This is a genomic window from Exiguobacterium sp. s166 (assembly GCF_018618855.1).
In the GTDB taxonomy this organism is placed as follows: domain Bacteria; phylum Bacillota; class Bacilli; order Exiguobacteriales; family Exiguobacteriaceae; genus Exiguobacterium_A.
Map to the genome: position 1 here is coordinate 784,536 of NZ_JACSMU010000001.1, position 23,336 is coordinate 807,871.

The window sequence follows — 23,336 nt, forward strand, 5'->3', positions numbered from 1 at the left end:
AGAGGGAGTTTTTTTGTAGACGTCTGTACTAAAACAGGCGATACTAAAACAGAAGTGTATATTATGACGAGGGAGTGTAATCGGATGCATATTTCGACGATCGAACGACTTCATCAACTGCAAACAACGCCGTCCTTCTTCCCGGTCAACTGTTACTTATTTGAAGAAGCGGACAGCCTCACCCTGATTGATACGGGGATTTCACTGAATGCCAAAGCGATTTATTCCGTCATCAAGTCGTTTGACAAACCGTTACAGTCCATCATCCTGACTCATGCACATGCCGATCACGTCGGATCCCTTGATTTTTTAGCAAGTGCTTTCCCGCTTGCCGAAGTCTCGATCAGTTACCGGGATGCGGCTCTCCTCAGCGGGGATGAGTCGTTGCGCGAAGGCGAGACGACACCGCTGAAAGGCGGCATTCCAAAAAACATCAAAACCCGTCCGGACCGGTTGCTCGAAAGCGGTCAACAGATCGGCAGTTTAAGTGTCATTGCTTCTCCGGGACACACACCGGGTTCCATCTCCCTGTGGCATGAAGGCAGTCGGACGTTGATTGCCGGTGACGCTTTCCAAACTCAGGGTGGTCTGGCGGTTTCGGGGGACACGCGTTGGCAGTTCCCCTTCCCGTCACTTGCGACCTGGGATAAGGAAGTCGCCCTCCAATCGGCACATCAGTTGACGGAATTGACACCGGACGTCCTGGCAGTCGGTCACGGACCGCTCGTCGTCGCACCAAGCTTCGATATGCGCCAGGCAGTCGACCGGTTCGAACAGCTCTTATCCTCGAAAAAGCGCAACGGCTATACGTAAAAAAATCAGCTGGTTCAAAAAAATCCGGACATTTCCTGCTCCTCATTTAGAAATGAAGAGTAGAAGATGTCCGGATTTTTTCTGTTGACCGTCGCCGCCAGTTAAGGCATCTCATATTGGTACAATCGGGCTTCGTACGGTGCCAATCGATTGATGTCCGCGGTCTCATAATTCGTCAGAATCAACTGTTCTTCCGGTAAACCAAACGTCGTCGTCACCGGTTCATCATGGACGTTCAAGACGATCCGCCAAACCACTCCGCCCAGGACCCGTTCATAGACATACAGGTACGGATCCTGAATCGCCAGATCACGATAACCTCCGTAAACCATGACCGGATGAGTCTTCCGTAAATCAATCAGTTGCCGGTAAAACACCAGCACGGAATGCGGATCCTGTTCCGCTGTTTCGACGTTGATGTCACGGTAGTTCGGATTGACCGTCATCCATGGCGTCGCTGCGGTGAATCCGGCTGCTTTGCCGGTATTCCACTGCATCGGTGTCCGTGAATTATCTCGCGCCCGCAACTGCATCGAGGACAGGACGGTTCCGGGTGATTCGCCGGCGGCAATCCGTTCGGCGTATTGATTCCGAAATGCGACGTCCTGATAAGACTCGGGATCAGAAAAACGAATGCCGGTCATGCCGATTTCTTCACCCTGATAAATGTACGGGATGCCCGGTAACGTGTGCAGCATCAAGCCCAGTAGCTTGGCACTTTCGACACGATACCGTTCGCTTCCGAACCGGGTCACCTGACGGGTGTGGTCATGGTTATTCAAAAACTGTGACGCGACTCCGCTCGGATAAAGCGCTTCGTACCAACGCTTCTGGATTTGTTTGAAGCGCGGTAAATCCATCGTCTCCATGTCATCCGCGACTTCGAAGTGAAACAGCGTCCGCAACTCATTCCGTTCCTCACCGACATACAGTAACCCGTCTTCCGGGCCGACGAACGGAATCTCACCGACGGTAAAGAGATCGGTTCCCGCCAGTACTTCCTGGTGCATCTCCTGCAAGAATTCATGAATGCCCGGCTGGTTCCCTAAGTAGGATAAATTCAGAGGATCTGCGACATCATCATACGTCGCCCGTTTCTTGATCAGGTTGATGACATCCATCCTAAAGCCGTCGATTCCTTTCTCGGCCCACCACCGCATCATCGTATACACAGCCTGCCGGACTGCAGGATGTTCCCAGTTCAAGTCCGGTTGCTCCGATGCAAAGGAATGGAAGTAATACTGCTGGCGTGTCTCATCCCACGTCCAAGGGCTCGGCGCAAAATACGACCGCCAATTGTTCGGCGGTGTTCCTTTGACCCCGTCCCGCCAAATGTACCAATCGGCTTTCTCGTTTGTCCGACTGCTGCGGGATTCTTTAAACCACGTGTGTTGATCACTCGTATGATTGACGACCAAATCAAGAATCAGTTTCAGTCCCCGTTCATGGGCGGACGCAATCAGTTCTTCCAGATCCGACATCGTTCCCGCCTTCGGCATAATCGAGTAATAATCCGAAATGTCGTATCCGTTATCGACATCCGGTGATGTATAACAGGGATTTAACCAGATGACATCGACACCAAGGGAAGCGATGTAATCGAGTTTTTCAATTACTCCGCGTAAATCGCCCATCCCGTCTCCGTTCGAATCTTTAAAACTGCGCCAATACACTTGATAGACAACGGCTTCTTTCCACCAGGCCCGATTCATCCCATCATCTCCTTTGTGATTCAATCGTATTCTAGTTCAGTGTATCAAAAACACGAAAGCCATCGGTTCTTTTTCCCAATTATCAGCAATTATTAAAAAACTCTTTTCTTTTTTCTGAAAATTCGTTATCCTTGACGACAATACCCAACAAGGAGGAAGACAGATGAAACATTTCGCCCCATCGATTGCGATTGATCGGTTACCCGCTCCGGTCTTCGCCGAGCTCGCCCAGCGGATCGGTGCCGTCAAGGCTGCCGGTCATGACGTCATCACGCTTGGTCAGGGAACACCGGATCAGACGACACCCGTACATATTCTGGATGCCTTGAAAGAAGCAATCAATGACGCTTCAAACCTCCAGTACCCGCCATTTCGCGGACACGATTTCCTCAAACAGGCTGTCGCGGATTTTTATCAGTCAGAGTTTGGCGTAAACATCGATCCGGCCTCTGAAGTCGCCATTTTGCTCGGCAGCAAAGCCGGTATCGTCGCTTTACCGCAAACGATCGTCAATCCCGGTGAAGGTGTCATTGTTCCTGATCCCGGATACCCGGATTACTTATCCGGCGCCGCCCTTGCCGGAGCTTACCCGATCACATTGCCGCTCCTTGCGGAAAATGCCTTTTTACCTGACTACACGTTACTTGATACGACAGATGTCGAACGGGCCCGGATGTTGTTCCTCAACTACCCGAGCAATCCGACCGGGGCGACGGCAACAGCGGAAGCCTTCGAGCAAACGGTTTCCTTCGCTGATGCGAACGACATTTGCGTCGTCCACGACCTCGCCTACGGCGGAATCAGCTTCGACGGTCCGACCCGCAGTTTCCTCCAGACGGAAGGCGCAAAAGACGTCGGAATCGAACTGTTTTCATTATCGAAACGTTTTAACATGTCCGGTTTCCGAATCGCCTTCGCCATCGGGAATCCGTCCGTCATCGCAAGTATCGAGACGTACCAGGAACACTTATACGTCAGTGCTTTCACACCGATTCAACAGGCAGCAACCGTCGCTCTTTCAAGCGATCAGACGTGTGTCCGCGAACTGAGCGCTCTGTATGAAGCGCGGCGTGATGCCTTGTTCGGCAAGTTACAGGAAATCAGTTGGGACGGACCGATCCCGGGCGGTTCGTTCTTCGTCTGGTTGCCGGTCCCGTCCGGCTACACGTCCCAAAGCTTTACCGATCACCTGCTCGACGAAGCGCATGTCGCCGTTACACCGGGACATTTCTTCGGCGAATACGGGGAAGGTTACGTCCGGATCAGCCTGATTGCTGACGCCGAACGACTCGTCGAAGCAGCTGAACGGATTGGTCAATTGAATCTGTTTCGCCAGACCGTTGCGGAATAATTCTGAAAAAATGTTTGACAAATGGGAATGATTTCCGTTACAGTAAGTCCCAACAGCATATCTACTTATCGAGAGCGACCGAGGGATTAGGCCCAACGACGTCCGGCAACCACCTTTAAGGAACGGTGCCACATCCTACAGAATGTTTCATTCTGAGAGATAAGTTACGAAATCTTACACTTCGTCGCTTTTTTCTGGTTGCTCTTAACTGGAAAAAGGCGATTTTTTTGTATAGGGAGGAAACGACAGATGATTGAATTTAAAGGGATCACTAAACGGTTCGTTCGTGACCGGACACCCATTTTTGCCTTACGTGACGTCAATTTAACGATTCAGCAAGGTGAAATCTTTGGCATCATCGGTGAATCCGGTGCCGGAAAAAGCACCCTGCTCCGTCTGATCAACGGACTGGAGACACCGACACAAGGAACGGTTAAAGTATCGGGCACTAATCTGTCCGGCCTCTCCAAAGGCAGCTTACGCGAACTGCGTTTGAACATCGGGATGATCTTTCAACACTTCCAATTGATTCAATCCCGGAACGTCGCCGATAATATCGCCTTCGCCTTAAAGGCTGCCGGCGTCAAACGGACTGACTTCCCCCAACGGATCAAAGAGCTCGTCTCCCTGGTCGGACTCGAAGGCTTCGAGACGAATTTCCCGAGTCAGCTCAGCGGCGGTCAAAAGCAACGGGTCGGGATTGCCCGCGCCCTTGCGAATAATCCGAGTGTCCTGTTATGTGACGAAGCGACGTCCGCTCTTGATCCGGTCACGACGCTGCAAATTCTCGAACTGCTGAAAGACTTGAATGAACGGCTTGGCCTGACGATCATTCTCATTACCCATGAAATCGATGTCGTCAAACAGATTTGTCACCGGGTTGCCGTCATGGCGCAAGGTGAAGTCGTTGAAGTCGCCCGTACATACGACCTGTTCAGTCAGCCGGCACATGATGTCACGAAACATTATGTCGATACGGCACTCCAGATCGAGTTACCGGAACGGATCTTGCGAACGACACCGGGAAAAATTATCCGCCTGCAATTCACAGGTGAAAAGACCGGTGAAAGTACGTTATCGGAAGCAATTAAACAGTTTGATATTTCCGTCAGCATCCTCCACGGTAAGGTCGACTATATCCAGAACGTCGCTTTCGGAGTGCTGATTGTCAGTTTGACCGGTCCGACCCTTCACGTGAACCGCTCCTTGACGTGGCTCGAAGAACAACTTCACACGCTTGAGGTGATCCAGGATGTGGCTTGAACGGATTGAAACCATGTTACCGGATCTTGCGAAAGCGTTAGCGGAAACGGCTTTGATGGTCGGAATCTCACTCGGCTTCGCCCTCATCATCGGGATTCCACTCGGGATCTTACTGTTCATCACGGACCGGGGATTGTTTTTCCAGAACGTCGCCGTCCGCAGCATCTTGGACTTTTTCGTTAATATCGTCCGTTCGTTACCGTTCATCATCCTGCTCGTCGCGTTGATTCCGCTGACACAACTGTTACTCGATAATACAATTGGACCGACTGCTGCTTCCGTCAGCCTGAGTGTCGCCGCCATTCCGTTTCTCGCCCGACTGGTCGAGACATCGCTCCGTGAGATTCCACCGGGATTAATCGAAGCAGCAGAAGCCTGTGGTGCGACACCGTTTCGGATCATCATCAGTGCACTCTTACCGGAAGCCCTTCCCGGCATCATTCAAGCCGTCACTTTGACGACCATCAGCCTGATCGGGTTTTCCGCCATGGCCGGTATCGTCGGTGGTGGCGGCGTCGGTGACCTGGCCATCCGCTTTGGCTATTACCGGTACGATAATGTCGTCATGATCGTGACAATTGTCGTCCTCGTCATCATTGTTCAAAGTATTCAAGGGCTTGGCAATGTTCTGGCCCGTCGTGCTGATAAACGTTAACCAAAAATAGAGAATCGTAAGGGAGAGAATGAATATGAAAAAACGTTATGCCTTTTTAGCAACAGGACTACTCGGAGCCGGAATTCTTGCCGGTTGCGGTGACAGCAGCGCCAAAGAAGACAACAAGTCGATTAAGATCGGTGCAACGAGCGGGCCTTACAGCGACATGGTCAAAGAAGCGATCCAACCCGGGCTTGAAAAGAAAGGCTACGACGTCGAAATCGTCGAGTTCGGGGATTATATTCAACCGAACATCGCGCTCGGCAGTGGCGACATCGACGCCAACCTGTTCCAACACTCGATCTACCTGAAGACATTTGCGAAGGAAAAGAACCTCGACCTTAAAGGACTGATTACTGTCCCAACGGCGCCGATGGGTTTATACAGCAAATCCTATAAATCGCTGGATGACGTCAAGACGGGAGCGGAAGTCGCGACACCAAACGATCCGACGAATCAGGCCCGGGCACTGAACCTGCTTGCTGACCAAGGCTGGATTGAACTGAAAGCCGACACCGATCCACTGACGGTCTCTGAAAAAGATATCGTCAAGAATCCGAAGAAACTGGTCATCAAGCCACTCGAGGCTGCCCAATTACCCCGTGCCATTGACAGTGTCGATATTTCTGCCGTTCCGGGAAACTTTGCGTTAGCCGCAAAATTTGATTTGCTGGATGCACTGGCACTCGAAAAAATGGACGAGCAGTACCGGAATCTGGTCGCTATCAAAACTTCTAATGAAGATAAACAACTTGCGAAAGACTTGACGGCTGTCGTCAAATCAGATGACTTTAACGCTGTCATCGAAAAGTCCTTTAAAGGCTTCAGTAAACCCGAGTGGACAAACTGACATAACTCTTTTTGTCTCTTAGTTCATCTAAAGATGATATAAAACCCCTGAAACAGCTGCCTCCCCTTACAAAAAGGAGGTGGAACGGTTTCAGGGGTTTTCCATTGAATGATAACTCTTGGAGAAGACAAGGCTTCGTCAATCAAAAGCCTGCTCTCATTTTTCAAGATAGGATTCAAATCTAGATGGTGCGTCATCCATCTACAAATTGATCCACACAAAAGAACCCCAATTCTGCTTTCGCAAAATCGGGGTGATACGTACACTTTCGTTTTAAATGTTGCTTCAGGGTGTCCGAAAATTAATCGTAAAGTACGGTGAATTGTCACGGAACGCAACACCGGTATCCGCCTGTTTGAAGGTCTTGTTCATGATGTTATCCCGGTGCCCTTTCGAGTTCATCAAACCCCAGTGTGCCGCAAAGACATTCGGATAACCCATCGATAAGTTTTCTCCGGCTGCCGAGAAGCGGATCCCGTTTTCTTTCATCCGATCAAACGGATCTCGTCCTTCCGGATCAGTATGGGAAAAGAAATTATTTTTTGCCATATTCTCGCTGTGTGCCCGCGTGACGGGTTTCAAGGCATTATATGGTGTCAGCGCTCCGAGTTTATAATCAGCCCGGTCCCAGTTCATCAGACGCAACATCAACTTCTCGTCCGTTGTCCGCAATGCACTGGACGCCTTGCCGTAAAATCCACTCTTCTTCGCTTCGACCTCTTTCGGTATCGCGAGTGTCGCTTTGACTTTGTTGCCATCGTGCTGATCAAAGAAGTAGGTCACATACCGGTCCTTTTTTTCATAGACGGCGGCATGATCGAGGTTCAACAAATAATTCGTATTGCCTTTCCGGTACGACTTGACGGCTTTCCAGCCTTTTTTCGCAAGGGTAGTTTCCGTGTCTTTATTTAAGACGGCCCCTTGCGTCGTCACACCGTTTTTCGAACGGTACTTTCCGTAATCCTTTCCGTCTTTCGTCAACGCCACGAACTCCTCTGTTGCTGTCCGCCTGACTTCCCAGTCATAACCCGGGTATTCACTTGTATATCGATCAATCAGCGTTCCGCCGCTTTTCGGGTAATCCGCTTCTGCTTGTTCCATCGGGGTATTTTCATAACTGAAGAAAGCGACCGCTGCTACTCCGAGTACTAACCACTTTTTCATGTACCTTTCGCCTCCTCATGTGTTCCATTACCCTAATTTTAAAAGAAATGCGTCCGTTCGAACAGTCTAAGCTGTCGTTTCAAGTGAAATCACACGATTCCCTGTTCTGCTTCACAGTTTTGACACATCTCAGACTTTTTGTGTAAAAGAGGTCTGACGTCTTTATTCATCACATTCTCACACCATTATCATACATAAAATAAACTATTCTTTCCCTGTTGTTAAAATGTGTGAACATTCTTTTATTTTTATTCCCTTTAAATGTTGTTGCCGTTCCTGAAAACCCTCGCTATCATTAGAACTCGTAAGGAAAAAATAAGGAAATTCTATATAACCTCTACTTCCAAAGGAGTATGCCATGATTCTACTTTATTTTATCTATGAATCGATTACGTTTTTACCGATTCAACAGTATCTGTTTTCCGGATGGCTCATTTTAGTGTTGTTGACTGTCTCATTCAGTCTCGCTAATGCCCATGAAGAAGTCCATATCAGTCAACGATTCGGTTTCGAACTCCTTGTTCCGGGTGTCGGTCATCTGTTACGCAAACAGTTTCTTCCCGGTCTTGCCATCATCCTGTTATTGATCATCATTCATTTTACGTACATGTTCCGGGTCGTCCCGTTACACCTCGCGTTATTACTTACCTTCTCGATCAGTCTGCTGTCCTTTTTCTCACTCTTTATCCGAATACACAAAAAAGCGGACAATTAAGTCCGCTTTTTTTAATACAATCGCTTAGTATTTCGTTGTTTCTTTTAATTTATAACCATTCGACAGTTCAAGCCAAATCGTTTTGCCTTTTTTCGTTTTTACCTGGATATACGGACGTCCTTGAGAAACACGGAGTTCAAGTAAATCACCTTGTTGATCGGCATGTGTTTCGCTCGCTTTGTCCCATTTCCCGGCTAGTTTACGTTCGATGAAGATATGGTTCCCTTTTTGAACGGCACGCCATTTTCCGATTTCCGCTTTTCCGTTAACGGCGACAGCACTTTCCATCCCTTGAATCGAAATGATGGCTGGATCGTGGTCACTCGCGCTGCCGTCTGCTTCCATATAATCCGAGTTGATGTTGACGATATCAGAAGACGTATACGGCTTCAGGTTTTTTGAAATCAGAACATGGTCGAGAACCTGTGCGTTTCCGTTATAGACGTAAGAATAACGTTCCGATTTCGGAAGATCATCCACTGTATTCCAAAGGTTGTCGCCTTTTAAGATATCCAGTGTTTTCGAGAACTGGAAGTCATTCAAGTCACCGAGTACGACGACATTTGAATCTTTGACTTCTGTTTCCAGTTCATTAACGAAGTTTTGGACGATTCCGGCAATCGCATGACGCTGTACTTCACTCTTACGAACGACCGGCTGATTTTTACCAAAGTCTGCTCCATCGCCGCCTTTAGAGTTAAAGTGGTTGACGATGACATGATACGATTCGCCTTTGAAGATGAATTCTCCGACGAGTGGTTTACGTGAGCTGTCGAAGTTTGGATCGTTCGGCTGAATCCGACCCGGGTTGTTCGTCAGCTTACCGTTTTCGACGGCAACGGCTTGTGTCGCTGTTCCTTTTACGCCTGGTGCAAGTGAGACGCGCGCCGGATTGTAGAGGAAGCCGACACGGATGTTTCCGCCCGGTTGTCCACCGTCTTTTTTATCTTCCGGTGCGATATCCGTATACGCATAGCGGACACCTGTTTTCGCTTCGATTGCGGCAATCAATGTCTCAAACGATTTCGATGCATCGACCGTACCGCTGTCTGTCGCACCATCGTTATCCTGCATTTCTGTCAAACCGACGATATCTGGTGTTTTCAGGAATGTCGCGATACCTTCCGATACACGATCGACTTTTCCGGCATCTGCCGTCGAAGCAAAGTTTTCCACGTTGTATGAAGCAACTGTCAGACGCGAATCGCCCGTTTCAATGTTCGTCGGTTGACGATCGACTTCACTCGTAATCAGCTTCGGCAGATCCGCTGCTTTCGCGAGTACTTTATACGCCGAATAGTTATAGCTCATGACCCCTTCGATTGTTCCTTCGAAACGGTCCCCTGATTTCGCACGGTACGAGCTGCTGCCCATTTCAACGAACAGTCGCTCCGGATTGGCATTATCTTCTGTCAGGATTGGTGTACCGCGTTTCGTATAGATTTTATCTGCTGTTTGCGTACGAACTGGAATCGTCCGGTTGGCCTGTGGTCCCGTAACGATGGCATTCGGAAGTGCGACACGCATCCCCTCCACACTTTCGTATAGATCAATCGCATCTTCAGCCGGATCAAATTCAGCAAATGAATCGTTGTCGATGACTTTCGTCGGAATCAAGACACCGTTTTCCCCGAGAACGATACTTGCCGGCAATCCTGAGTTCAATGCGCCCTTCACAAGATTGACGGTACTGATTTCCGTCACCGCGAGATCCGTATCAAACTTGTCGCTGTATCCGCCAAGCAACCATTCCTTGACGTATCCTGTCGTTGCAACGGTCTGTCCGACGGCTGCGCCGTGGTTCTTCGCATACACTAAAATTCCTTCAGACGTTTTACTGTTGTTATCCGGATTTGGATCCTGCATGTAGAAGTTATTCGCATCGACGACATAGGTGACGACACCCGTCGTCCGGACAAGTTGATCCGCGTATGGTGATGTATGCGCGATTCCTTGAATGCTGCTGATTTTCGTGATTGGAGGTGCGATGTAGTATTTGAATGTCGAAACAGCAGACGTTTTTCCGTCTTTGACAGCTACTGCCTGAATCGTCATTTCTTCATTAATTGTAATCGGACCAGAATAAACCGGACTTTCAGCAGTCGGTGTTGATCCGTCAACGGTATAATGGATCGTACCTTCTCCGTTTAACGTCACTTGATCGCCGCGATCGACTTCTCCGACCGGTGATGCCGTCGGTGCGACTAAAATGTCTCCGGCTTCAGCAGCGTGCGTCCCGAGATTTGTTAACGTGTCGACCGGGAAGCTTGTCCATTGTGACGGTTCGTATGTTTTCGAACCGGCTGTTACGTTTGAGTTCCGGACAAGTGTCGTATCTTTCGCGAAATCAGCACTGGAGCCGACCGGACCGATGATATCAAGGACGACATCACCCTTTTTCAAGGCAACCGGATCGTTTCCGTTAAAGTTGAGTGAACCTGTTGTTTGTTGGGCTTTTCCTTTAATGTCTGCGTTTGCACTTGAATTGGCGATGACAAATGTTTTCCCCGGCTCAAGCGTTCCGGACAGGGTAATTTTTGACTCTGTCGGTCCACCATTCGTATATTGAACAAGCGTGTAATCTGAAAGATTGATGATTTGACCCGAACCATTATAAATTTCAATCGCTTTGTTGTTGCTTGACCCCTCTATGTACTCGGACAAGATGACGCCTTCGCCTTCTGCCCCGACCGTAATGCCTGCTTGTGGAAGAATTCCTGCTGTTAATGCTCCGACCAATGCCCACTTCCCAAACGTACTGACGTTCTTCATGATGTTGACCCCCTATGAATTTTCTGACACTTCTTTATATTATCAGATTAATTCATGAATAGTGTATATTTTATGTAAAAAAAGACACTAATATTCGTAAAAGAATTAATTGTTAACGCTTACAAAAAATAATCATTCGTCTTTACGTAAAGAATGTTAAGATTCATTTGTATATTAATTTTAAAAAAAGGCATAAAAAAAACGCCTTTTCAGCGTGTCTGTTTTTTTTAGGTGTCATGGGAATCGAGGATACAGGTGATCAAAACACCTGAAACGACGAAAGCCCTACCTCTCTTTCGTTGTTACGGCTCCTTGGCCGCGCCAGCTGAATCAAGCGTTTTAGCAAGAATCAAGTTACGCGTTGGGTTGCGTATTTACTGGGATTTTTAGAATTTCGCTCGGAAATGAGCTGAAAAGTATCGAATGGAAGGTTTATCTTGCTGGGTCAACTTCTTCTCGTTCAACAGAAGAAGGACAAAATAAAAGCGATGACTTATGTCTGACTCATTTGTCAGTAAGGTCTAAAAATCCTGACCTGATTATTAAATTGTGTATTTTTGTGATGGATTCTCACATGAGTGATCATCCCCGATTCATGACAAAATTTAATATACCACGTTTTATTTTATAAAGTCAATCTTTTTAAAGAAACTTCTATTTTGGATACGGGTCCTTTTGTTGATTCATCTCCCGAACACCGGTATCGTTAAGGTTATCAAAAGACGACTGACTATTACTATAGAAGAAACGAGGTTTTAGAGATGGCGACGAATCGACTGATCAATGAAAAAAGTCCTTATTTACTCCAACACGCCACCAATCCGGTTGATTGGTATCCATGGGGGGAAGAAGCGTTTGCCGCTGCCCGTTCGGCGAACAAACCGATTTTCCTGTCGATTGGCTATTCGACCTGTCATTGGTGCCATGTTTTGGCACACGAAAGCTTCGAAGACGAAGAAACGGCTCGGATGCTGAATGACCGGTTCATCTCGATCAAAGTCGACCGGGAAGAACGACCGGATATCGATCAGATTTATATGACGGCGGCCCAACTGATGAACGGACAGGGCGGCTGGCCGCTCAGCGTCTTCATGTCCCCGGATCAGACACCTTTTTACATCGGTACCTATTTTCCGAAGACACCGCAGTTCAACCGCCCGAGCTTCCGGCAAGTTCTTTTGCAACTCAGTGAACACTACCGGACCGATCCGGGCAAAATCAAACGGGTCGGACAAGAAATCATTCAGGCGTTAACGGCGGTCACGACCTTCGACTCAGAGGATCCACTGGATGAGGCATTGGTCCACGAGACATTTGATCAGGCGATGCGTCAGTTTGATGTGGAGAACGGCGGGTTTGGCACAGCTCCTAAGTTCCCATCGCCTTCGTTGCTGACTTTCCTGCTCGATTATTACCGGTTCGCAGAAGATGAGACCGCCTTGCAAATGGTCATGCGGACCTTAACCGCGATGCGGGATGGCGGAATCACCGATCACGTTGGATTCGGTCTTTACCGGTATACGGTCGATGAACGCTGGGAAATCCCGCATTTTGAAAAAATGTTGTATGACAATGCCTTATTTGCGACATTATGTATCGAAACGTATCAAGTATCGGGCAGAGAACGGTTTAAACAATATGCGGAAGAAATTTTTGCGTACATCGAACGCGATTTGTCCTCTCCGGACGGTGCGTTTTATTCGGCAGAAGATGCGGACAGCGAAGGTCGCGAAGGTCTTTTTTATACGTTCACATTCGATGAACTGACGGATTTACTCGGACAAGACGCCGTTTTCCCGCTCCTCTATCAAGCCACGCCTCAAGGAAACTTCGAAGGGCGGATTGTTTTTCGGCGGACCGGTCAATCGATTCAGCAACTCTCGGCTGATCGAAATACCGCTGTCCAAGATATCCTGATCCAACTCGAGCAGGAGCGCCGGACCTTGTTGCTCTTCCGTAGTCAAAGGACCCGTCCGTTCCGTGACGATAAGGTCTTGACGTCTTGGAACGCCTTGATGATTTCTGCCTATGCGAAAGCAGGACGTGTTTTTAACGATGAGCGGTATACAGAGCGTGCCCGACAGGCTTTGAAGTTCCTTGAGACCCATTTGATGGATAACGACCGGTTACACGTCCGGTACCGTCAAGGTCATATTCAAGGAAACGGTTATCTCGATGACTACAGTTTCTTGACGGAAGCTTATCTCGAGCTGCATCAAACGACACAGCACATCCCCTATCTCAAGCAGGCAATCAGGCTGACGGAACGGATGATCGGGGACTTCTCTGACGAAGACGGCAGCTTTTTATTTACTTCATTTGAGGACGACACGTTACTCATGCGGCCGAAAGATGTTTATGACGGCGTCAAACCGGCCGGTAACAGCACCGCTGTCTCGAATCTGCTTCGTTTATCACAGCTGACAGGCCGGACCGACTACCGGGATCAGGCCCAGCGGAACTTCTCGACGCTTGCTTCCGAAATTAAATCTCAACCGACAGGTTTCGCCAGTCTTCTGAGTGTCTACACGCGGACGTTGATGGAACCAAAGGAATTAATCGTGTTGACGGAATCTTACACGGACGTCGCCTCGTTTCTTAGGCAGCTCCATCAGCGCCGCCTGCCTGAACTTTCACTGCTCGTCGGTTCAAAAACGGACTTGCTCGAAATCGCTCCATTCCTTGCCACGTACGATGCTCCGACTCGACAGGCGACAGCCTATCTTTGTCATGATTTTCAATGCGACCGACCGACGACTAATCTGTCGGAACTTTTTCAAAAAATCATGATATGACTTAATTCCCTTCTGTTTCCTAAAACAGAAGGGTTTTTTAAAAAACTAAACCCCTTTTTTCAAAAAAATTCTAAATATACTGTAGATAAATGTTTTATTGTCGATAGTAAGTATAGGCAAATTAATTTCACATCTTAGAATTGACATCCTAGAGCCCGAAACGTCTTCGGACGAATTCTAACTAGGAGGATACGATCTTTGAACACGACACTATTCACGAAACCCTTGAAGATGCTGGTCAGCTTTATCCTGGTCCTCGGCATATTTGTTTCTTACAGCCCTTCACTCGAAGCTGCGACGACCAAAGCAACGACCTACCGTCTGTCTGCCGATACTTATCTGTATGACAAGACGACATCTTCACGGAAACGCTTGTTGACGATCAAGACCGGAACTATCGTTTCATCCACGTATGAGTCGTCTTCTGGCTATTTCAGAAGAGTAGCATACGGCGGAAAAACGGGATATGTCGCGTCAAAATATCTAACAGCATTTGATCAGAAAGAAACGATTAAAGGACAACGGTTCCTCGTTTCGAAAAAGACGCCCCTTTATACATCAGCGTCGGCGACAGCTCCTGTCATCGCTACTTTAAATGAACAGGATGCGTACTACAGTTCACAAAAAATCACGAATTCGGTTGGCGAAATCTTTTATCGTGTCAAATATGACGGCAAGACGGTTTATGCCCGTGCCTTAAACGCGACACCGATTGCCTACATGAAAATGTCGAAGACTGCTTTAAAAACGACAGACGGTTACATCCTCCGTCAATATGCCGGTACAGCCTATCCGCGGCAGATTGTCGTTCCAACAGGGACTTCCCTGCAAACGACCGGACGAATCGGTGACTGGTACAACGTCACTTATGCAGGTAAGTCAGGTTATATGCATAAAGGTGCGTTCGCCGGCTCTTCTAAACAAGAAGTGACGACGATTCCGGAAACGGCGTTCCAAACGAAATCGGCTCTTGTCCTGTACGACACGACGGACGGAACAAAACGACCGCTCGTCACGCTTCCAAAAGGAGCAATCGTTAAATCGACTGCAGTTTCGGGTCTCTACCATCGTGTCACGTATGACGGGAAAACGGGTTACGTTTTGACTGCTGCTTTGAAAGAGTACACGACGAAGGTCAAGTTAGCCTCGTCACGCTTCCTGTTGTCGAATTCGGTTGAAATCAAAGCTACACCGGTTTCTTCCGCTGCGACACTTGCCAGCCTGCAAACAGGAAACGTCTACTACACGACGCAACTTGTGACAAATCCGCTTGGCGAGCAATGGCATAAAGTCTCAAAAGACGGCAAAACCGGTTATGTCAAAGTCAATCAGGGAAAAACGATCAAGTATTATACGGTCCATGATCTTTCTCTAAAGACAACGACAGCAACGGCCTTGCACTCGTATGCCGGTCCTTCGTACGGTGTCATTAAAACGATTCCAAACGGGACCGTCGTCAAAATCCAAGGACAGATCGGCAACTGGTATAAAGTCTCTTATGACGGAAAATCAGGTTACGCAGCCGGTACGACCTTTACGGATTATGTGACGACACAACCGATTCCGGCGACCGATATCCAACTTGAAACGGATGTCGCGATGAAAGCAGCACCGAAAGCCAACGCTGCGACCGTCACGATGTTCAAGGCAAAAGATATCTATCAAACGAATCAACTCGTCACGAATGGTTCGTCTAAATGGCATCGTGTCATAAAAGACGGTCAGACAGGATACATCCCGGTCGATCAAGGGACACCTGTCGATTACAGTTCAGAGAACATGGCAATGAAAGCGACAGAAACGACTGTACTGCGTACATATGCAGGAAATTCATATGCGACTGTCGCAACCATCGCGACAGGTACGAACGTTCAGGTCATCGGAAAAATTCAAGATTGGTATAAAGTATCGGCTAACGGGAAAACCGGTTATGTTGTTGCGGATACGATGACTGAATTGATTACGAAAAAAACACTGCCGGCTTCACGATTCGTCTTATCGAAGTCAGTCGACGTAAAGAAATCGCACCACTCGACAGCCGATACGTTGACGACACTCTCGGTAAATGACGTCTACTATACGACACAAGTCATCACGAACGGTCGTGCGGAACAGTGGCACCGGATGACGATCGATGGAAAAACCGGTTACGTCCGCGTCAACCAAGGAACATCGATTGCCTACGAGGCCCTACCGGCAACAAAATACAAAACGTCAGCGGCAACACCGCTCCGGTCTTATGCCGGACCATCTTACGCTCCCGTCACGACGATTCCAAACAAAACGGTCATCACGGTGACAGGACGAATCGGCAACTGGGTGAAGATCACCTATGCCGGTAAGAGCGGTTATGCAGCAGCGTCTACTTTGACGGAGTTTTCGGAGACGACGACGATTGCGGAAGCCCGCTTCCTGCTCGACGCCCCGGTTGCTGTCAAAAGTGATGCGAAAGATACGGCAACAACCATCGCCAACTTAAACAAAGGTAATGTCTACACGACGAAAACGCTTGTGGCGACATCTGCCAATGGTCAGTGGCATCAAGTCACGGTCAACGGAAAAACAGGTTATATCAAGCTTGGTCAACCGACTTCACCCATCGCTTATGAGCCGATCGAAAAATCGTTTGTCCGGGCAACCGGCACGACTTCGCTCCGGTCTTATGTCGGGGATGCGTATCAACTCGTCGCTTCCGTTCCTGTGAATACGGTTTTACCGGTCACCGGAAAAATCGGCAGCTGGTATGAAGTTTCTTATGAAGGGAAGACGCTTTATGCGTATAACGGGACAATGGTCATGACATCAGCCAAGCTGAACGTCTATAATTCGGTCGCAACACCGTATACGTTTGACAGCTTCATCAGTGCCCAAATGAAACTGAATCCTCCCCCACAAACCGATTTGTATGCTTCAAAACTGATGTACGTCAGTGCGGACTACGTTCGCCTCGGCGGTGCCCTCGATCCGGTCAATGGAACGATTGCCACGGTCACGGCAACGACACCACTGAACATCCGCTCCGGTGCGACGACGGCCAGTCACGTCTATGGTCAGTTCAAACCGCAAACGATGATCAAGGTCTATCAAAACGTCAGCGGCTTCTACACGACGTATCCGCGCGTCTACACAACGACGACAAAGTATTCAACGATTTACTGGTTGAACGCACTCGAAGCCGATGTCCGGAATGCGGCGGATCCGCTCAAAGTTGATCGTCAATCGTCTGCCTATTACCAGTTCCTTGATTTATCCAAATCAACAGGTGCTTCAGCGGCGACGTTGAACAACATCCTCGCGACAAAAGGTATCTTCGGTAAATGTACGACAGGCAGTTGCGGTCAAGCTTTCATCGATGCCGGCGCGAAGTATTCGGTCAACGAAGCGTACCTGATCTCACATGCTTTACTCGAGACAGGGAACGGGACGTCGAAACTTGCGACAGGTGTCATCTGGAACGGACGAACAGTCTACAACATGTACGGAATCGGTGCGTATGACTACGATGCCATCAATACAGGTGCTGCGTATGCGTACAGCAAAGGATGGTTCACACCGGAAGCCGCCATCGTCGGTGGTGCGGAATTCATCAGTACGACATACATCCACAATGCTTACGATCAAAACACGCTCTACAAAATGCGTTGGAGTCCGATGCGTCCGGGTGTTCACCAGTACGCGACGGATATGGGCTGGGCGGTCAAACAAACCACCCAAATCTACAAGCTCTATGAACAGATGGATAGCTATACGGCTGTCTTTGATATTCCAGTCTTTACGCGTTAAGAACTACAAAAAAATCCAGACCTTGAATCCATCGATTCGTGGTCTGGATTTTTTTTGTGTGCTTTGACCGCCACCATCTGACGGAAGACGTCTCCTGCATTTACGCGGAAGAGACACCCTGTCAGACTTGATCATCAGCGACGATTTGCAAATCAATGCCCCGGTTTTGGCGCATGATTTGATTGACGATCGAACCGCGCCGGATTTCCTGCCACCGGGTCCGTGCGGATTGACCGAGCACGATTTGTGTGATGCGATGATGTTTTGCGGCTGCCGTGATGGTTTCCGCAATCGAACGTTCCCCTTGAATCCGAATTAAGACTTCTGCGTCAAACAGGGCTCCACTTTCGCGTAACATCGCCAGTACTTCTTTTTGCGATGCCGTCAACTGGTTTTCCGGTTTGGGTAGAATCGTCAAAATGTAAAGATCGGCTTTCATCCGGCTCGCCATCCGAAATCCACGATAGATCAACTTTCGCGCATTTTCATTCAACTGGACACAGACTAAAATTCGTTCCTGTAATAAGGTCGGATCTTTTTCGATCAAGAGACGTGCTTGGTACACTTGATCGTCGACTTCATCTGCGACCTGCCGGAGCGATAACTCCCGTAAGCTCGCTAAGTTTTGCAAGGAGAAAAAAGAATTTAAGCTCTGTTCAATCTTCTCTTTTTTATAGATTTTTCCGTGTTCCAGTCGCTCACGCAAGGTTTGCGGCGTCACGTCCACGAGTAGAATCTCATCCGCCTCCCCGAGGAAGGGATCCGGAATCCGCTCCCGGACTTCGACCCCTGTCATTTCTTTCACCTTAAACAGCAGGCTTTCGAAATGCTGGATGTTGACAGCCGAATAGACATTGATTCCCGCTTCAAGCAGGACAGAGACATCCTGATACCGTTTTTTTCGAACCGATCCCGGCGCATTCGTATGTGCCAGTTCGTCTATTAACACGATGTCCGGTTTGCGGGCAATGATCGCTTCGACGTTCACTTCAAGAAACACTTTCTCTTTATAGTGGACTTCAAGTAATGGCACCTGTTCGAGCCGCCCAATCATCTCTGCCGTATCCCGACGGTCGTGCGTCTCGATCAAACCGATGACGACATCCTTGCCTTCCCGGACCAACGCATGGGCATCCGCCAGCATCTTATACGTCTTCCCGACACCGGGAGCCGAGCCGATATACAGCTTCAGCTTTCCGCGTGTCATGATGGACTCCGATCAAGTTTCAGATTCAACATCAAAACGTTCACATATTGATTATTCCCTGCTTCCTGATCGATTAATCGCCGAACCGCATCACGCGAGAGATTTCGTTCGGTTGCAATCCGTTTGACCTGTGCCCGCGCATAGTCGAGCGAGATGTGCGGATCGAAGCCAGAACCGGACGTCACGCGGGCATCGTCCGGAAGCGAAGCGCCGTCCACTTGATTCTGTTTCACGAATTCCGCCATCTTCTTGCCAAGCTCCGGGTTCGAAGCGGCCAGGTTATCCCCAGCAGATGATCCCGCTAATTGATCGACTGCTGACGGACGTCCGTGGAAATATTGTTTTGACGTGAAAGGTTGCGCAATCAATTCCGATCCGATGAATTTTCCGTTTTCCTGCACCAGTGAACCGGCTGCTTTGTCCGGAACAAGTAATTGACCGAACAAGGTCAGCAAAGCGGGAAAAACAATCCCGCACAACGCAGTGACGAAGACCGTCACACGAATGGCCTGTTTCATGATTCTGTTCTCCTTATAGGATGCTTGCGAGCAAGACATCAATGATTTTAATGCCGATGAACGGGACGATGACGCCGCCAACACCGTAGATGAGTAAATTCCGGCCGAGCAGTTGATCCGCTGTCATCGGTTTATACGAGACACCTTTCATCGCCAGTGGAATCAGCATCGGAATGATGATCGCGTTAAAGATCAGTGCCGACAGGATGGCCGTCGTCGGGGAATCGAGACGCATGATGTTCAGCAGTTCCATTTGCGGAATCGCGACCATGAAGATTGCCGGAATGATCGCAAAGTATTTTGCGACATCATTGGCAATCGAGAACGTCGTTAATGCGCCGCGTGTCATCAGCAACTGTTTCCCGATTTCAACGACTTCGATGATTTTCGTCGGATTGGAGTCGAGATCAATCATGTTGGCTGCTTCTTTTGCCGCCTGCGTTCCGCTGTTCATCGCAAGACCGACATCGGCCTGGGCAAGCGCCGGTGCATCGTTTGTTCCGTCGCCTGTCATCGCAACCAGGTGTCCGGCGTCCTGCTCACGTTTGATGACACGGATTTTATCTTCCGGCGTACATTCGGCGACGAAATCGTCGACTCCGGCTTCGTGGGCAATCGTTGCTGCCGTCAATGGATTGTCGCCGGTACACATGACCGTTTTGATCCCCATCTCCCGCAGGCGGTCAAATCGTTCTCGCATGCCGGGCTTAACCGTATCCTTCAGATAAATGACACCTAAGATTTCCGTATCGATGGCGACGACGAGTGGTGTCCCGCCGAGCCGTGAAATCTGATCGACTGTTTCCTGCAGATTGCTAGGAATCTCTCCCCCTTGGTCCGCGACCCACTGTTGAATCGCTTGTCCGGCTCCTTTTCGGACCCGGCGGCCGTCGGCTAAATCAAGACCCGACATCCGCGTTTCCGCCCGAAACGGAATGATTTCCGCCCCGTCCAACTGTTTTTGTTCAATCGGCATGTTTCGCAGTTCAGCCAGTTCCAGAACCGAACGGCCTTCCGGTGTCTCATCTGCGAGTGACGAGAGTGTCGCACCGGAAAAGACAGTTTCCGTCGTCGCAGCACCGACCGGCAAAATGTCGGACGCCATCCGGTTCCCGAACGTAATCGTACCCGTCTTATCAAGAATGATCGTTTGAATGTCTCCCGCTGCTTCGACCGCTTTCCCGCTCATCGCAATGACGTTAAAGCGGGTCACGCGGTCCATCCCGGCAATCCCGATCGCCGATAACAATCCGCCGATCGTCGTCGGAATCAGACAGACCAGCAAGGCGATCAGAATCGGACCGGACAAATCAAAGCCTAAATAATTCGTAAAGACAGGCAGTGTCATGACGACGAGTAAAAAGATCAGTGTCAAGCTTGTTAGTAACGTCGAAAGTGCCAACTCATTTGGTGTTTTTTGCCGGCTTGCTCCTTCGACGAGCGCAATCATCTGGTCGAGGAACGATTCGCCCGGGTTACTCGTAATCCGGACTTCAATTTCGTCACTGACGACTAACGTGCCGCCGATGACAGATGAGAAGTCACCCCCGGCTTCCTTGATGACCGGTGCTGATTCTCCGGTGATCGCCGACTCATCGATCGAAGCGAGACCTTTAATGATTTCGCCGTCCCCCGGTACATATTCACCGGTCCGGACGAAAACGATGTCACCCTTCCGCAGTGTCGCCGAGGAGACACTCTCGATCATCTGCCCGACCCGTTTGCGCGCCATGACATCCGCTTTTGAGGCTTTTAAAGAATCTGCCTGGGCTTTCCCACGTCCTTCGGCGATTGATTCAGCGAAATTCGCGAACAGAACGGTCAGGAACAGGATGATGCTGACGGCTAAGTTAAAACCACGCATCTCGTCGATGAAAATCGTATAACCGATTGCCAACAGACAACCGATCCAGACGACGAACATAATCGGTTGTTTGACCATATGCGCCGGATTTAATTTTTTAAAGGCATCCAGTGTCGCTTGTTTTGCAATTGACGGATTAACGGCTGATGTTGACGCTTTTTCCGGAACGTTCGGTTCCTGCCCAGTAGGTTGATCTTTGATTGGTTCCATCATCTTTCATTATCTCCTGTTCACATCGTCAGCCAATCCGCGATAGGTCCAAGTACAAGCACTGGCAGGAATGTCAATGCACCGACGAGTACGACCGTACCGAGGAAAACTGTACCGAATAGTGGGGTATCTGTTTTAAACGAAAATTCATCTTGCGGAACGGCTGGTTTTGCTTTCAGTGATCCTGCAATCGCAAGCATCAGAATCAACGGAATGTAACGACCAAAGAATAAGGTAAATGACGTCGCGACATTCCAGTAGACATTCGCGTCACCGAGCCCTTCAAAACCGGAACCATTGTTGGCGGTAGCTGAAGTGAACTCATACAAGACTTGTGACAGACCATGGTAGCCGGGATTTGAAATCGCTCCGACACCCGGTGCCACGTACATTGAAACTGCTGTTCCGACCAGAATCAGAAACGGCGGAACGAGTAAGGTAATCGCCATCAGCTTGACTTCAAACGTCTCGAGTTTCTTGCCGAGGAAGGTCGGTGTCCGGCCGATCAGCAATCCGGTCAGGAAGACGGCGACAAATGCATACAACAACACGTTCAGGAAACCGGCTCCTGTTCCGCCGTAAACGACGTTCAGCATCATGTTGCCCAGCTGAATCAGTCCGGCAAGCGGATGAAGCGAATCATGCATCGCATTGACCGCACCGGTTTCGGCCGCTGTCGTAATCGAGCTGTATAATGCTGTCCCAATCTGTCCGAAGCGAAGCTCTTGACCATGTGCGGTCGGATTTGCGAGGAGACTGCCGGCCATGCCGAACGTCATCATGATAAACAGGAGCGTCATCACGCCGAGGAACAGACGGCCCTGCTTCGCTGAACCGATCATTTTTCCGTAAGCGACCGGAAGTGACATCGGAATCAGCAACATCAAAAACATCTGAATGAAGTTAACGTACTGGTTCGGGTTCTCAAACGGATGCGCTCCGTTTGCTCCGAAGAATCCGGCGCCGTTGTTCCCAAGCTGTTTGATGACTTCAAACGCAGCGACCGGTCCGCGGTAAATCAACTGTTTGGCGCCTTCGAGTGTCGTCACGGTCACCGCTCCGCCAAACGTCTGCGGAACGCCGAGTAAAATCAGCAACAATCCAAACAGGAAGGACACCGGAATTAAGATCCGGAGAATAAAACGAACGAAATCCGCATAAAAATTTCCGAGCGGCTGATTCGCCAATCCGCGAATAACGGCGATACAGACCGTGAAGGCCATCGTCGGTGCGACGAACAACATCGTACCGAGGACAAATGTCTGGGACAGATACGATAACGCTTCACCAGAGTAGTGCTGTTGATCGGTATTCGTCATGAAGCTGATCGTCGTATGCAGAGCAGTCGACCAATCTAGATTGACGGCTCCATTCGGATTCAGCGGCAAACTCCCTTGAAAACGCAGTAACAGGTATCCTCCGACAAAAAACAGCAAGTTGACGAGTAACAGACTTTTCGAATACCCGACCCACGACTGGTCTTGTTTTCGTTCATCGACACCGAGCAGCAACAACAAACGCCGCTCCAGCTTACCAATCCAGTCAGTCTTTCGAATACCTACAGGTGCAAAGACCGTTCCGATGTACCGCCCAAGCAAAACGGCTGCTCCGAGTGCGATGACCAGTAAAATCCAAAATTGAAGTAAAAATTGAGTCCACATGAT

Annotated in this window: 15 protein-coding genes and 1 riboswitch; of the genes, 8 read left to right on the top strand and 7 right to left on the bottom strand. The window is 49.2% G+C overall.

Translation table 11 applies throughout. The features are described from left to right. The first annotated feature begins 84 nt into the window (after positions 1-84). Positions 85-813: an MBL fold metallo-hydrolase gene (locus tag KNP93_RS03915; RefSeq protein WP_188004712.1), complete on the top strand. Its 729-nt coding sequence runs from the start codon at positions 85-87 to the stop codon at positions 811-813. A 101-nt stretch (positions 814-914) separates the two neighbouring features. On the opposite strand, the gene KNP93_RS03920 is transcribed toward KNP93_RS03915, so the two are convergent. Next, positions 915-2,525 (bottom strand): alpha-glucosidase, encoded by a 1,611-nt coding sequence (locus KNP93_RS03920; protein WP_214767466.1) that lies wholly within the window; start codon positions 2,523-2,525, stop codon positions 915-917. Positions 2,526-2,688: 163 nt separating this feature from the next. On the opposite strand from KNP93_RS03920, the gene KNP93_RS03925 reads away from it, so the two are divergent. The 4 genes from KNP93_RS03925 to KNP93_RS03940 all read left to right on the top strand — a co-directional run bounded on the left by KNP93_RS03925 (position 2,689) and on the right by KNP93_RS03940 (position 6,644). Continuing rightward, positions 2,689-3,876, top strand: coding sequence for an aminotransferase class I/II-fold pyridoxal phosphate-dependent enzyme (locus KNP93_RS03925; protein WP_131972257.1), 1,188 nt, complete (start codon positions 2,689-2,691; stop codon positions 3,874-3,876). 62 nt (positions 3,877-3,938) lie between these two features. Then, positions 3,939-4,042, top strand: a riboswitch (SAM riboswitch). 83 nt (positions 4,043-4,125) lie between these two features. Then, a complete protein-coding gene (locus tag KNP93_RS03930) occupies positions 4,126-5,139 on the top strand; it encodes a methionine ABC transporter ATP-binding protein (protein ID WP_131972256.1) in 1,014 nt (337 codons plus the stop codon). Next, positions 5,129-5,794: a methionine ABC transporter permease gene (locus KNP93_RS03935; protein WP_214853269.1), complete on the top strand. Its 666-nt coding sequence runs from the start codon at positions 5,129-5,131 to the stop codon at positions 5,792-5,794. Before KNP93_RS03930 ends, KNP93_RS03935 begins: the two co-directional genes overlap by 11 nt. 34 nt (positions 5,795-5,828) lie before the next feature. Then, on the top strand, positions 5,829-6,644 hold the full coding sequence (locus tag KNP93_RS03940; RefSeq protein WP_214853272.1) for a MetQ/NlpA family ABC transporter substrate-binding protein: 816 nt from the start codon (positions 5,829-5,831) through the stop codon (positions 6,642-6,644). A gap of 285 nt (positions 6,645-6,929) precedes the next feature. Here the strand turns inward: KNP93_RS03940 and KNP93_RS03945 are convergent, their stop codons facing one another. Continuing rightward, positions 6,930-7,808, bottom strand: coding sequence for a CAP domain-containing protein (locus tag KNP93_RS03945; RefSeq protein ID WP_214853274.1), 879 nt, complete (start codon positions 7,806-7,808; stop codon positions 6,930-6,932). 358 nt (positions 7,809-8,166) lie between these two features. Here KNP93_RS03945 and KNP93_RS03950 point away from each other — a divergent pair, with 358 nt between their 5' ends. After that, positions 8,167-8,523, top strand: a complete 357-nt coding sequence (locus tag KNP93_RS03950; protein ID WP_131502300.1) for a hypothetical protein — start codon at positions 8,167-8,169, stop codon at positions 8,521-8,523. 24 nt (positions 8,524-8,547) lie between these two features. Here KNP93_RS03950 and KNP93_RS03955 read toward each other — a convergent pair whose 3' ends face one another. Further along, the gene (locus tag KNP93_RS03955) at positions 8,548-11,295 is read right to left on the bottom strand and encodes a chitobiase/beta-hexosaminidase C-terminal domain-containing protein (RefSeq protein WP_214849678.1); all 2,748 of its coding nucleotides are present in this window, start codon (positions 11,293-11,295) and stop codon (positions 8,548-8,550) included. Between the two features lie 761 nt (positions 11,296-12,056). Between KNP93_RS03955 and KNP93_RS03960 the strand changes: the two genes are divergently transcribed. Continuing rightward, positions 12,057-14,090, top strand: coding sequence for a thioredoxin domain-containing protein (locus KNP93_RS03960; protein WP_214853277.1), 2,034 nt, complete (start codon positions 12,057-12,059; stop codon positions 14,088-14,090). A gap of 198 nt (positions 14,091-14,288) precedes the next feature. Continuing rightward, positions 14,289-17,873 (top strand): SH3 domain-containing protein, encoded by a 3,585-nt coding sequence (locus tag KNP93_RS03965; RefSeq protein WP_214853279.1) that lies wholly within the window; start codon positions 14,289-14,291, stop codon positions 17,871-17,873. Positions 17,874-17,994: 121 nt separating this feature from the next. Here the strand turns inward: KNP93_RS03965 and KNP93_RS03970 are convergent, their stop codons facing one another. The 4 genes from KNP93_RS03970 to kdpA are packed head-to-tail and all read right to left on the bottom strand — an operon-like array spanning position 17,995 to position 23,333. Further along, the gene (locus tag KNP93_RS03970; protein WP_214853281.1) at positions 17,995-19,080 is read right to left on the bottom strand and encodes a universal stress protein; all 1,086 of its coding nucleotides are present in this window, start codon (positions 19,078-19,080) and stop codon (positions 17,995-17,997) included. Continuing rightward, positions 19,077-19,598, bottom strand: coding sequence for a potassium-transporting ATPase subunit C (locus tag KNP93_RS03975; protein ID WP_214853283.1), 522 nt, complete (start codon positions 19,596-19,598; stop codon positions 19,077-19,079). Before KNP93_RS03975 ends, KNP93_RS03970 begins: the two co-directional genes overlap by 4 nt. A gap of 13 nt (positions 19,599-19,611) precedes the next feature. Next, positions 19,612-21,675: a potassium-transporting ATPase subunit KdpB gene (kdpB, locus tag KNP93_RS03980; RefSeq protein WP_214853285.1), complete on the bottom strand. Its 2,064-nt coding sequence runs from the start codon at positions 21,673-21,675 to the stop codon at positions 19,612-19,614. Between the two features lie 17 nt (positions 21,676-21,692). Further along, positions 21,693-23,333 carry a potassium-transporting ATPase subunit KdpA gene (gene kdpA, locus KNP93_RS03985; protein WP_214853287.1) on the bottom strand — a complete coding sequence of 547 codons (1,641 nt, stop codon included), beginning with the start codon at positions 23,331-23,333 and terminating at the stop codon, positions 21,693-21,695. Positions 23,334-23,336: the final 3 nt, after the last annotated feature.